Annotated in this window: 2 protein-coding genes; both read left to right on the forward strand. The window is 42.8% G+C overall.

The annotated features are described in order from the left end of the window. On the forward strand, positions 1-6,225 hold a 6,225-nt coding region (locus tag A9260_RS11285; RefSeq protein WP_156684046.1), incomplete at its 5' end, for an Ig-like domain-containing protein. A 614-nt stretch (positions 6,226-6,839) separates the two neighbouring features. Further along, positions 6,840-15,740: VCBS domain-containing protein (locus A9260_RS16955; protein WP_068699049.1), on the forward strand; the 8,901-nt coding region annotated here is incomplete at its 3' end.

Consider the following 15,740-nt stretch of genomic DNA (forward strand, 5'->3'; position numbering starts at 1 on the left):
AACAGTTTTGCCCCTAAGGCGGGAGATAATACGGTCAGCGTAAGACAAGTGGATGCGGCGGGTAATGCATCATTGGCCTCCAATGAGCTTGATTTTACGTTAGACAATGCGGTGAGCACACCGATCGTTCAGTTAGTTACAGACAGTGGCCGTTCATCAACGGATGGTCTGACGAATACGGGCACGTTGGATGTTCAAGGTATAGAGGGCGGTGCCTTAGTTGAATACTCAACGGACGCAGGTCAAACATGGTTGGACACCTTTACAGCAAAGGAAGGGGTGAATCATGTTGAAGTGCGTCAAACGGACGTGGCGGGGAATAAGTCAGCGGTCACGTTGTTCAGTTTTACGCTTGATACGACGGTGACGGAGCCTAAATTGAGTGTGCCACAGGCGCAATCAGGTCATGAGTACAATGCGAATGAAGTAGGGCCTGATGGCACCATTACGGTAGCCATTAAGTTACCAATCGATGCGGCAGTTGGTGATACCTTAACCATTACGGACGGTCAAGGGCACAAAACGGTTCATGCATTAACGGATACCGACGTGCAGCAGCATTCCGTTGCGCACGAAGTGGCACCAGGTCATGACATTAAAGTGACGTTGACCGATCAGGCGGGTAACACGTCACAAGAGATGAGTGCGACACTGGCCACAGCCGATATAACGTCAGGCACCATTACGATAGAAGACAAAGTCTCCGGTGATGATGTGCTAAACCATGCCGAGCAAGGCAAAGATTTAGTCATATCAGGGACTACTCACGACATCGAAGACGGTCAAGTGGTGACTGTGCACTTTAATGGTCAAGATTACTTTACGCAGGGTGCGGGCAATGTGCACGGCGGCGCGTGGAGTGTGACTATTCCGACTTCGGCCTTGGGGCACCTTACGGATGCTCAAGCTGTAGACATTACTGCGGACGTAACGGATGCGGCGGGTAACCCAGCACCGCAAGCCACTCATCATTTAGACGTTGATATTTTTGCGGGCGATCCTTCTATTAATTTTAGTGATAATGGTTTTGACGGTATTTACAACGCGTCAGAACTGAATCCGGATGGAACGGCAACGGCGACCATCGATTTACCAAAAGATGCTGTAGTAGGTGATACATTGACATTAACTACTACTCAGGTGTCGAAAACTACTGTTGATGGGCATTATTCTCTGACGGCGCAAGATATTTTAGCGGGTCATGTTGATTTTGAAGTAAAACCTGGTTCAACAGTGACCGCTAGTATTACTGACCATGCTGGAAATATATCAAATGTCGCCACCGCGACAGCGACTTTAGCCGATGCAACGCCACCATCAGTGGAAATTCATGTAGGGCTACTTGCCTCTGATAACATCATTAATAGTTCTGAATCTAGTAAGGATGTATCTGTTGTTGGCTATGTGACTGGTGAGTACAAACAAGGTGATGAGGTTACTGTTACCGTAGATAAAGATACCTATAAAGGCATTCTCGATGGCAGCGGTCACTTTAGTATCGAAGTTCCTGGAAGCGTTCTTAAAGACCATAACAGTTTTGAAGCGCGCATCGATACCTCTGATCTTGCCGGCAATAAAGCTCATGCAACAACCACGCATGATTATAGTGTCGATACACAAGTTGATAAGCCATCAATTAGTCTTGAAACTTCCGGTTCTGATCATATTTATAATATCCAAGAAGTAGGTTCCGACGGAACTGTTACTGCAACGATTGATATTCCGCTTGATGCTGTCGCTGGTGAAACATTAACGATTAATAATGTGCCACGTGTGCTAACCGCTACTGATATTTTAACCCGTCAGGTGATGACAGAAGTTAAACCAGGTTCAACAGTTACTGCGAGTATTACAGATAACGCAGGGAACGTATCTGAGCTTGCTAAAGTACAAGTTGCACCTGAGAATCTTGAAACACCTAAAGTAACGATAAATGTAGATGGTATTACTGACGACAATATTATTAATCAAAGTGAAGCGGGTTCTTTAGTTGATATAAATGCAGGGACCTCAACTCAATTAATTACAGGTACAGTCCAGGGAGACTTTAATAGTGGCGATATTGTTGTTATTGATAATCTTCCTTCAGCCACAGGCACCGTTGATTCATCCGGTAAATTCAGTATTTCAGTACCGACTAAAGAGTTACTAGGGCAGACCAGTCTCCATCTTCATATGGATACTCAAAATGCGGCGGGTAACCCAGGTCATGGCACGGCGGTGCATGATTATAGTGTAGATACACAAGTTGGCGCTCCAATTATTAACTTTGAAGGGCAGCAGGGTAATCCTCATATATATAATGCAAAAGAAGTTGGTACTGATGGAACGATTAAGGCAACGATTATGTTGTCTCCAGATGCAACTATCCACGATACGCTAATTGTAAATGGCAAACCTATGTCCCTGACCCAAGATATTGTTAACTCAGGGGAAGTTGTTATTGAGGTTCATCCTGGAGACAGAGTAGAAGCTAGTATTCAGGATAATGCTGGAAATATATCTTCAACAACTATAGATATAGCCCCTGATGCTGATGTGACACCTCCAGATCCTTTGAATATATCTCTTCAGCATTTCATAGTTGATTCATCTATAGGGTTGATGACAAAAGATGGTGACTTACAGATAGATGGTATAGAAAGCTCAAACGTGAAGTTAGAATTTTCCGTAGATGGTGGTAATACATGGAGTGAAAAATACCAGAGCTCTGAGGGAGAAAACCATGTTTTAGCTAGACAGACCGATGCTGCTGGTAATGTCTCTGCAGCTAGTAATGAATTAGTGTTTACCTTAGATACAAAGGTAGCAGAACCAATAGTCGCTTTGAAAAACGATACTGGTATTAGTAGTAGTGATAAGTGGACTAATGACGGTACGTTGGATGTGACTGGCATAGAAACAGGTGCAACGGTTGAATATTCAGTTGATGACACTCATTGGACCAGTAGCTTTACTGCAACTGAAGGAATAAACACTGTATATGTTCGCCAAACAGATGCGGTTGGTAACGTGTCTAAGTCAACAACATTTAAGTTTATGTTAGATACTAAAGTTGATGAGCCAACAATTCATTTTCAAAAAACGAGTGTAAGCAATATTTACAACCAAAAAGACGTGGACCCTGATGGTAAGGTTACAGCTACAATAGATCTACCAGATGGTGCTTTGAGCGGAGAAACCTTAACTTTCGACAGTAAAGATCATGTTTTGAGTGATGCTGATATCAAAGCAAAATGCATTACTACTCAGGTGACACCAGGTACTGCGTTGAGTGCGACATATACAGATATAGCTGGAAATGTTTCTAATGTTGTAACTGAGACCGCTCCTAAAGCAGATGTGATCCCACCTTCAGTTCATATTCACATTGATAGTGTAGCAACAGATAATATCATCAATAACAGTGAATCCCAGAAAGGTATGACGGTGCCAGTTACAGGTGTCGTTACCGGAGAGTTTGATGTTAATGACCATGTGACTATTACTATTGATAACACTCCATATACGGGATTTATCGTTAAGAACCCAGATGGTTCAGGGCATTTTACTGTTGACGTACCGAGTAATGAGTTGATGGGGCACACCAGCCTTGAAGCTCAAATTAGTACTACTGATTCTGCCGGAAACACAGGCTCAGCTACAGATACTCATGCCTATACCGTTGCAAAAGATATTCCTATAGTTACGCTACGCGATATTGCGTTAGGTAATGATCCACGTCCGGCTATTTCTGGTCATGTTGATGTTAAGTCGCCAGTACTAATTCCTACGGGTACAGAAGTAGAAATTAAGATTGTAGGTGATTTACATACATACAAGGTAACAACAGATGCTAATGGTGACTTTGTATTAGCTAAAGGGATGCTGCAACAAGATTTACCCGATGGTCCAACTGATATTTTAGCAACCGTGACAGATACAGCCGGTAATGTAGGGAAAACATCTGAATCAGTTAATATTGATACTATTGCGCCAACACCACAAATCCACGTGGATGATATTACTACGGATAATTATATAAATAGTTCAGAGTCAAAGGGATATGTGCTTGTAACGGGTAAAGTGACTGGTTCATTTCATGATGGTGCTGCTGTAACTCTGACCGTGCATGGAAAAGAGTTCCATGGAACTACAGATGCTCAAGGTATTTATAAAATAAAAGTTTCAGGAGCAGACCTGAAAGACGATACAAATATCGAGGCTAAAGTAGTGGTAACAGATAAGGCAGGCATCGAAGGCTCCGATACGATAGCACATCCTTATTTTGTTGATACGACACTGCATACGCCGACAATTTCTTTAGATCCAGCTTCAGATACATTTGGGCAAGATCCTGCATCTAGTAGTACCACTGTCGGCAGTAACTCAGATCATATAACGAATGATGTGAACCCAACATTTTCTATCTCAGGTGTAGATGTTGATGCCAAGTCAGTTGAAATATTTGATGGAAAAACTTCGCTTGGGTTTGCACAAAGGGATGGAAGCTCTCTTTCTAGTTGGATTTTTACTGCACGTGGATTGACAAAACAAGGTGTCCATCATATTACGGCTCAGGTTACAGATAATGCTGATAACCAAGCATCGTCGCAAGTATGTGATGTGACAATTGATACTGAAACCCACAAGCCAACTTTATCTGTACAAAATGCTAATAACAACAATGCTAGCCCAAAACTAACAGGGACAGCGGAAGCTGGTTCTTTAGTCGTTATTAAGGACAATAATCTCGAGATCGGCTCTACTGTGGCTGATGATAAAGGTCATTATGAATACGATATGTCTAGCCAAGAGCATGCACATAAATTAGGTGAAGGGACGCATCAATTAGTTGCGGAGGCTATAGATAAAGCCGGTAATACTCTTGATTCTGCTGGTACGAGTACAACAATTAAACCAGAATATAAACTTATTTATGCTCCTTCAGGCAGTACAAAAAATATTGAGGGCACCGAGCGTTTAATTCATGGAACTGTAACGACACACACATCTCACACCGTACAGAGACAAGAAATGCATTTGGTCATCGATGGCAAAGATGTTCGGATTGATGAGCATGGACATATTGATGAACAACATACAGATATTCATGTTGTAGATGTTTCAAAATTATCAGCTCAAGACCAAAAAAATCCATCAGGTTCATCGGGTGATATTGTTGAGATGAATGGCATAACCGGACATGTTAATTCTGTTAATGGGAACGGATTTTATTTATATCTCCCTGGAAGTCCTGGCGACTATGAACTTGGTGGAACTATTACTGGTTCCAAAACTCAAGGTTATAATATTAGCCAAGGAATCAAGGGGATTAACGGACTAACATTAGATATTGGGAATATGAATGGCGTTAAAGGAATTATATTTAGTGATGGTGAATCCATTTTAGCGTCTCAACATAGTAGTGTTGATACTAAAACTTTGGTGAGTCACTCGACGACTGAAACATTCCACATGAATACTGACAGTTTTTTACATACTACAACTTCTTTGCCAGCAGGTTATCATCGAGTTGTTACTATGGAGTTTAATGGTGACCATCAGCAGCACTTGATACACGGTCAATGGGTTGATATTGATGACAAACATATTACTGAATTTCATATCTTTAATGGTCAGGGTGTAGAGCTAGGATCAAGCTCAGATATTAATCAAGGGAAAAACATACAAATATCTGAGGCTGATCTTAAAGGTCTATATATCGTTGTGCCAAGGCAAGGGAAGACAGGCAGTACTGACGATCGAGTAGATGCGTCCGGTAGAATTGATCTTCACTTTGAAGGTCATATTGTTGACCAAAGTGGCCACCAAGTTGGTGATAGTTTGACATGGCATTTTATTGTGGAGAGAGATTCTAACGATGGTAAGATTGATGGATTTAAATACCATTCATCATCGAGTTCAGATGAACCAACACCAGACGTCCCAGAAGTCAACCTAGATGACTTAGCCGCTGATACTAATCATGGCGCAGATACTTATCTTGCACAACTAGGTCTAGATACCCAACATGATGGCCATGCGCAAGACTTACCAAGTGATATTGATGTGGTATTAGGACACGGTTCTGCAGTAACTGTTGATGGCAATGGTATTCCTGTTGCGGATCAATCAGCTCAGGTAGATGCAGACCATAGTCAACATCAGGATAATACAGATCCAATGGAGCATCATGATCATCAAGTTGGTCATACCGATGTTGGTGATGCACACCATGGATAATAGAGAATATTCAGTGTCTCTTTAGAGATAGCCTGAAATATTAAAACAGAATGCCAGCTATTTTTAGCTGGCATTTTTTATGCCCGATGGTTAGGTAATTAATCGGTGTCATGCAGTACTACGCTTTACGAAAATGTAGTTTAAGAAACTCTAGTCTTTTTGTTTTAGATTTTATGCTTAGTATTTGATAGTTCGAAGTAAATTTAATCATTTAACCAAGTATCCCATCACAGCTGAATTTTCGGCATTACCTCTCTAAAGCATAATCAATAATCGCCGTATTAACTGCTCTAAGCTCAAAAAAGGGTTCTATACTTCGATTAGTTATATGTTCGTATTGTGATCTGTCTCTTGTATATGACGTGAAATCTATACTTGTGAAACTGTAGTTCTCATTCGAAATAAGCAGAATATTAGCTCTAGCTAATGAAAAGTTATAACAATGACCTATGTCATCATAAATATTAAACGTCAGTCATGCTGGTGTTTAACAGGTAAATATTTACTCATAGAGCAGAGGTAGCAACTAATCTTTTAAAATGTAGGGTGTAATCTGCATTTTAGTTTTAGTTACAAATAATGCTCTATTGAAGAACGTAATAGCGGAATAATTAATGGCAAATTCAGACAAGAATAATAAAGTTACAGAAGTATCAAAGAATAAAAACAAGCCGACTCGCACAAAGAAGGCTCGACGTCTAATTGTGCCTGAAACGTATTTCTCTCGCTCTGTAACTGCAGCATTAATTCTTCCGTCTTACCATGCAACTTCTAGCGATAAAAACATTACTAATGAAGGAGTTAATGACTCCAAAATTAGCCACGTTGTGTATCCTGAATCACCTCAAGAAGAGGTATATACGTCAGGTGATGTCAAAGGTCATCAGGCCGTAAACCCGGTACCAACGCCACTCCATGTTGCTGAACAAGAGTTTCAAGCTAAACACCATGTAGAGAACGCCGGTGGCCATCATTATCACCATAGTTACTTTATTGATCATCAGATAACTTCAGTTGTTGGTGCGTTAAGCCACAATTATGGGCAGTTAACTCATGCATTTTTGCCAACGATTGCTTCACATACAACGAGCCATTCAAATAATTCCTACTTAACACCGCCAGTAGCGGGGATTCCCTCATCTGGCACAGTTGTGGAGGATTCAACTCTTGTAACTAGAGGTGTTGTTGATGCACAAAGCTCCCAAGTTGGCACGGCGCTTACTTTTACCCCAGATAACCTGCATGGAAAATATGGCGACTTTGCCCTAGATAAGGATACCGGTGAGTGGTCTTACAGATTAGATAATAGTCACCACCAAGATCTAGCTCAGGGTGAGTCTCATACTGAGGTTTTACTGGTAACTGCAACAAGTGTCTCGGGTGCCCCTGTACATCAAACGATCACAGTTACTGTGCAGGGAACAAATGATATTCCAGTGATTACCAGTCAGTCTCAACATGGTGACACCAAAGAAGATGGCACCCTGTTTGTTGAAGGGCAAGTCCAAGCAACGGATGTCGATCATGGTGCAGTGCTGACTTATACGCCTGATAGTCTGCAGGGAAACTACGGCGTATTTGTATTAAACCCAACCTCAGGCAAGTGGCACTACACTTTGGATAATGATGCGCATCAAGCGTTGGCTGAAGGTGAGTCGCATACGGAAACTATGCTAGTCACAGTGACTGATGATAACGGTGCAACTACGACCCAACAAGTGAGCGTGTCGGTTGAAGGTACCAATGATAAGCCGATAATAAACCATATTCAGTCGAACTCGGAGTATGAAGGCCATGTTATTATTCATGGACAGATTACTGCTAGTGATGTAGACCACGGTGATAGCTTTACATTCAGTACTCAATATAAGCATGCCGGTTTTACTTTAAATTCAGATGGTTCGTATACCTTAGATCCACGTGACAAGTCGTTTAATCATTTGGCGGTTGGTGAGCATGAAACGCTGATTATTCCAGTAGTTGCAACCGATACTAAGGGCGAAAATAGTCAAGCTCAGAATCTTGTCATTCGTATTGATGGTACTAATGATAATCCTGTACTTAATCGTATGGGATCACATCTATTAGATGAAGGTCAGTCTACTATTCATGGACAAATCACAGCAGCTGATATGGATCATGGAGATACAGCAGCCTTCAGTTCACCCTATCATCATGCCGGATTTACATTAAATCAGAATGGTTCGTACACCATTGATCCAAGTGATAAATCCTTCGATCATTTGGCTGTGGGTGAGCATGAAACTCTGATTATTCCTGTGATTGCTACGGATACACAGGGTGGAAACAGTGTTGCTCAGAACCTAATTATTCGTGTTGATGGCACTAATGATAATCCTGTTATCAGCCACATTAGTTCGAAAACTGTGGATGAAGGTCAGCCCGTTATGCAAGGGCAAATCACCTCAACGGACGTTGACCATGGTGATACCGCGACATTCAGTACGCCGTACAACCACGCTGGATTCACGCTTAATCCCGATGGTTCCTATAGCCTTGATCCAAGTGACAAGTCCTTCGATTATCTAGCTGTGGGTGAGCATGAAACATTAATTATTCCTGTAATTGCCACGGATACACAAGGTGGGAATAGCGTTGCTCAGAACTTGGTGATTCGAGTAGATGGCACTAATGATAATCCGGTTATCAGCCACATTAGCTCGAAAATCGTGGATGAAGGTCAGCCCGTTATACAAGGGCAAATTACGTCAACGGATGTTGACCATGGTGATACCGCAACATTCAGTACACCGTACAACCACGCTGGATTTACTCTTAATTCTGATGGTTCTTACAGTCTTGACCCCAGTGATAAATCTTTTGACCATTTAGCAGTGGGTGAGCATGAAACATTAATTATTCCTGTGATTGCCACGGATACACAAGGTGGGAACAGCGTTGCTCAGAACTTGATTATTCGTGTTGATGGCACCAATGATAATCCTGTGATTAGTCATATCACATCGAAAACCGTGGATGAAGGTCAGCCTGCTATTCATGGCCAAATTACGTCAACGGATGTTGACCATACTGATACTACAACATTCAGTACGCCGTACAATCATGCAGGATTTACCCTTAATCCCGATGGTTCCTATAGCCTTGATCCAAGTGACAAGTCCTTCGATTATCTAGCGGTGGGTGAGCATGAAACATTAATTATTCCTGTGATTGCCACGGATACACAAGGTGGGAACAGCGTTGCTCAGAATCTAGTGATTCGTGTTGATGGCACTAATGATAATCCTGTTATCAGTCACATCACATCGAAAACCGTCGATGAAGGTCAGCCTACGATTCATGGTCAAATTACGTCAACGGATGTTGACCATGGTGACACCGCGAAATTCAGTACGCCGTACAATCACGCTGGATTCACCCTTAATCCCGATGGTTCTTATAGTCTTGACCCAAGTGATAAATCTTTCGATTATCTAGCAGTGGGTGAGCATGAAACTCTAATTATTCCAGTAGTAGCCACGGACAAGCAGGGTGGAAATAGCGTTACTCAGAACTTGGTGATTCGAGTAGATGGCACTAATGATAATCCAGTGATTAGTCACATAACTTCTAAAGTGGTGGATGAAGGTCAGCCCGTTATGCAAGGGCAAATCACCTCAACGGATGTTGATCATGGTGATACCGCGAAATTCAGTACGTCGTACAATCACGCTGGATTCACCCTTAATTCTGATGGTTCTTACAGTCTTGATCCAAGTGATAAGTCTTTTGACCACTTAGCGGTGGGTGAGTATGAAACGCTGATTATTCCTGTGATTGCCACAGACAAACAGGGTGGAAATAGCGTTGCTCAGAACCTAGTGATTCGTGTTGATGGCACCAATGATAATCCTGTTATCAGCCACATTACTTCGAAAACCGTGGATGAAGGGCAGCCTGCTATTCATGGTCAAATTACGTCAACGGATGTTGACCATGCTGACACGGCGACATTCAGTACGCCGTACAATCACGCAGGATTCACCCTTAATCCCGATGGTTCCTACAGCCTTGATCCAAGTGATAAGTCTTTTGACCACTTAGCGATGGGTGAGCATGAAACGCTGATTATTCCTGTGATTGCTACGGATACACAGGGTGGGAACAGTGTTGCTCAGAACTTGGTGATTCGAGTTGATGGTACCAATGATAACCCTGTTATCAGCCATATTAGTTCGAAAACTGTGGATGAAGGGCAGCCCGTTATTCATGGCCAAATTACGTCAACGGATGTTGACCATACTGACACGGCGACATTTAGTACGCCGTACAACCACGCTGGATTTACTCTTAATTCTGATGGTTCTTACAGTCTTGATCCAAGTGATAAATCCTTTGACCATCTGGCGGTGGGTGAGCATGAAACTCTAATTATTCCTGTGATTGCCACAGATACACAAGGTGGGAGCAGCGTTGCTCAGAACTTGATTATTCGTATTGATGGCACCAATGATAATCCTGTTATCAGCCACATTAGTTCGAAAACCGTGGACGAAGGGCAGCCTACTATTCATGGTCAAATTACGTCAACGGATGTTGACCATGGTGATACCGCGAAATTCAGTACGCCGTACAACCACGCTGGATTTACTCTTAATTCTGATGGTTCTTACAGTCTTGACCCAAGTGACAAATCTTTCGATCATCTAGCAGTGGGTGAACATGAAACATTAATTATTCCTGTGATTGCCACGGATACTCAGGGTGGAAATAGCGTTACTCAGAACTTGGTGATTCGAGTAGATGGCACTAATGATAATCCAGTGATTAGTCACATAACTTCTAAAGTGGTGGATGAAGGTCAGCCCGTTATGCAAGGGCAAATCACCTCAACGGATGTTGATCATGGTGACACCGCGAAATTCAGTACGCCGTACAATCACGCTGGATTCACCCTTAATCCAGACGGTTCTTACACCCTTGATCCAAGTGACAAATCCTTCGACCATCTGGCAGTGGGTGAGCATGAAACGCTGATTATTCCTGTGATTGCCACGGATACACAAGGTGGGAACAGTGTGTCTCAGAACTTGGTGATTCGAGTTGATGGTACTAACGATAATCCTGTTATCAGTCATATCACATCAAAAATCGTCGATGAAGGTCAGCCTGTTATCAAAGGGCAAATCACCTCAACGGATGTTGATCATGGTGATACGGCAACATTCAGTACGCCGTACAACCACGCTGGATTTACGCTTAATCCAGGTGGTTCTTACACCCTTGATCCAAGTGACAAATCCTTCGACCATTTGGCTGTGGGTGAACATGAGACGCTGATTATTCCTGTGATTGCCACGGACAAGCAGGGTGGAAATAGCGTTGCTCAGAACTTAGTGATTCGTGTTGATGGCACTAATGATAATCCTGTTATCAGCCAAATTAGTTCGAAAACCGTGGATGAAGGTCAGCCTACTATTCATGGTCAAATTACGTCAACGGATGTTGACCATGGTGATACCGCAACATTCAGTACGCCTTATAATCATGCTGGATTTACTCTTAATACTGATGGTTCTTATACCCTTGACCCAAGTGACAAATCCTTCGACCATTTGGGGGTGGGTGAGCATGAAACACTGATTATTCCTGTGATTGCCACAGACAAACAGGGTGGAAACAGTATTGCTCAGAACTTGGTGATTCGAGTTGATGGCACCAATGATAATCCTGTGATTAGTCATATTACATCGAAAACCGTGGATGAAGGGCAGCCTACTATTCATGGTCAAATCACCTCAACAGATGTCGATCATGGTGATACCGCAACATTCAGTACGCCGTACAATCATGCAGGATTTACTCTTAATTCTGATGGTTCTTACAGTCTTGATCCAAGTGATAAGTCTTTTGACCATTTGGCGGTGGGTGAGCATGAGACGCTGATTATTCCTGTGATTGCTACGGATACTCAGGGTGGAAATAGCGTTTCTCAGAACTTGGTGATTCGAGTTGATGGCACTAACGATAATCCTGTTATCAGTCATATCACATCAAAAATCGTCGACGAAGGTCAGCCTGTTATCAAAGGGCAAATCACCTCTACAGATGTCGACCATGGGGATACTGCAACGTTCAGTACGCCGTACAACCACGCTGGATTCACCCTTAATCCAGACGGCTCTTACACCCTTGATCCAAGTGACAAGTCCTTCGACCATCTGGCAGTGGGTGAGCATGAAACTCTAATTATTCCAGTAGTAGCCACGGACAAGCAGGGTGGAAATAGCGTTTCTCAGAATCTAGTGATTCGAGTTGATGGCACTAACGATAATCCTGTTATCAGTCATATCACATCAAAAATCGTCGACGAAGGTCAGCCTGTTATCAAAGGGCAAATCACCTCTACAGATGTCGACCATGGGGATACTGCAACGTTCAGTACGCCGTACAACCACGCTGGATTCACCCTTAATCCAGACGGCTCTTACACCCTTGATCCAAGTGACAAATCTTTCGATCATCTGGCAGTGGGTGAGCATGAAACGCTGATTATTCCTGTGATTGTCACAGATACACAGGGTGGAAATAGCGTTTCTCAGAATCTAGTAATTCGAGTAGATGGCACTAACGATAATCCTGTTATCAGTTATATCACATCAAAAACCGTCGATGAAGGTCAGCCTGTTATCAAAGGGCAAATCACCTCTACAGATGTCGACCATGGGGATACTGCAACGTTCAGTACGCCGTACCATCATGCTGGATTCACCCTTAATCCCGATGGTTCTTACACCCTTGATCCAAGCGATAAGTCTTTTGACCACTTGGCGGTGGGTGAGCATGAAACGCTGATTATTCCTGTGATTGCTACAGATACACAAGGTGGAAACAGTGTTGCTCAGAATCTAGTGATTCGAGTTGATGGCACTAACGATAATCCTGTTATCAGTCATATCACATCGAAAATCGTGGATGAAGGCCAGCCTACTATTCATGGCCAAATTACGTCAACGGATGTTGACCATAGTGATACTGCAACATTCAGTACGCCTTATAATCATGCTGGATTTACTCTTAATACCGATGGTTCTTATACCTTTGACCCAAGTGATAAATCTTTCGATTATCTAGCAGTAGGTGAGCATGAAACATTAATTATTCCTGTGATTGCCACGGATACTCAGGGTGGAAATAGCGTTACTCAGAACTTAGTGATTCGTGTTGATGGCACTAATGATAATCCAGTGATTAGTCATATAACTTCTAAAGTGGTGGATGAAGGTCAGCCCGTTATGCAAGGGCAAATCACGTCAACAGATGTCGACCATGGGGATACTGCAACATTTAGTACGCCGTACAACCACGCTGGATTTACTCTTAATTCTGATGGTTCTTACAGTCTTGACCCAAGTGACAAATCTTTCGATCATCTAGCAGTGGGTGAACATGAAACATTAATTATTCCTGTGATTGCCACGGATACTCAGGGTGGAAATAGCGTTACTCAGAACTTGGTGATTCGAGTTGATGGCACTAATGATAATCCTGTTATCAGCCACATTAGTTCGAAAACTGTGGATGAAGGTCAGCCTGTTATCCAAGGGCAAATCACCTCTACAGATGTCGATCATGGTGATACTGCAACGTTCAGTACGCCGTACAATCATGCTGGATTTACTCTTAATCCCGATGGTTCTTACACCCTTGATCCAAGCGACAAATCTTTCGACCATTTGGCGGTGGGTGAGCATGAAACGCTGATTATTCCTGTGATTGCTACGGATACACAGGGTGGAAACAGTGTTTCTCAGAACTTGGTGATTCGAGTAGATGGCACTAATGATAATCCAGTGATTAGTCACATAACTTCTAAAGTGGTGGATGAAGGTCAGCCCGTTATGCACGGGCAAATCACCTCAACGGATGTTGATCATGGTGATACCGCGAAATTCAGTACGCCGTACAATCACGCTGGATTCACCCTTAATTCTGATGGTTCTTACAGTCTTGATCCAAGTGATAAGTCTTTTGACCACTTAGCGGTGGGTGAGTATGAAACGCTGATTATTCCTGTGATTGCTACGGATACTCAGGGTGGAAATAGCGTTTCTCAGAACTTGGTGATTCGAGTTGATGGCACTAACGATAATCCTGTTATCAGTCATATCACATCAAAAATCGTCGACGAAGGTCAGCCTGTTATCAAAGGGCAAATCACCTCAACGGATGTTGATCATGGTGATACGGCAACATTCAGTACGCCGTACAACCATGCTGGATTTACCCTTAATCCCGATGGTTCTTACAGTCTTGATCCAAGTGATAAATCTTTTGACCACTTAGCAGTGGGTGAGCATGAAACATTAATTATTCCTGTGATTGCCACGGATACACAAGGTGGGAACAGCGTTGCTCAGAACTTGATTATTCGTATTGATGGCACCAACGATAATCCTGTGATTAACCACATCACATCGAAAACCGTCGATGAAGGTCAGCCTACTATTCATGGGCAAATCACCTCAACGGATGTTGACCAAGGTGATACCGCGAAATTCAGTACGCCGTACAACCACGCTGGATTTACGCTTAATCAAGATGGTTCTTACACCCTTGATCCAAGTGACAAATCCTTCGACCATTTGGCTGTGGGTGAACATGAGACGCTGATTATTCCTGTGATTGCCACGGACAAGCAGGGTGGAAATAGCGTTGCTCAGAACTTAGTGATTCGTGTTGATGGCACTAATGATAATCCTGTTATCAGCCACATTAGTTCGAAAACCGTCGACGAAGGTCAGCCCGTTATACAAGGGAAAATCACCTCAACAGATGTTGACCATGGCGATACTGCAACATTCAGTACGCCTTATAATCATGCTGGATTTACTCTTAATCCTGATGGTTCTTACAGTCTTGATCCAAGTGACAAATCTTTCGACCATCTGGCAGTAGGTGAGCATGAAACTCTGATTATTCCTGTGATTGCCACGGATACACAAGGTGGGAACAGCGTTGCTCAGAATCTAGTGATTCGAGTTGATGGTACCAATGATAATCCTGTTATCAGTCACATCACATCGAAAATTGTGGATGAAGGCCAGCCTACTATTCATGGGCAAATCACCTCAACGGATGTTGATCATGGTGATACAGCAACATTCAGTACGCCGTACAATCACGCTGGATTTACGCTTAATCCAGACGGTGCTTACACCCTTGATCCAAGTGATAAATCTTTCGATTATCTAGCAGTGGGTGAGCATGAAACATTAATTATTCCTGTGATTGCCACGGATACTCAGGGTGGAAATAGCGTTACTCAGAACTTAGTGATTCGTGTTGATGGCACTAATGATAATCCTGTTATCAGCCACATTAGTTCGAAAACTGTGGATGAAGGTCAGCCTGTTATCCAAGGGCAAATCACCTCAACAGATGTTGATCATGGTGATACCGCGAAATTCAGTACGCCTTATAATCACGCTGGATTTACTCTTAATACCGATGGTTCCTACAGCCTTGACCCAAGTGACAAATCTTTCGATCAT

Source organism: Vibrio sp. UCD-FRSSP16_30, assembly GCF_001676025.1.
GTDB lineage: Bacteria > Pseudomonadota > Gammaproteobacteria > Enterobacterales > Vibrionaceae > Vibrio.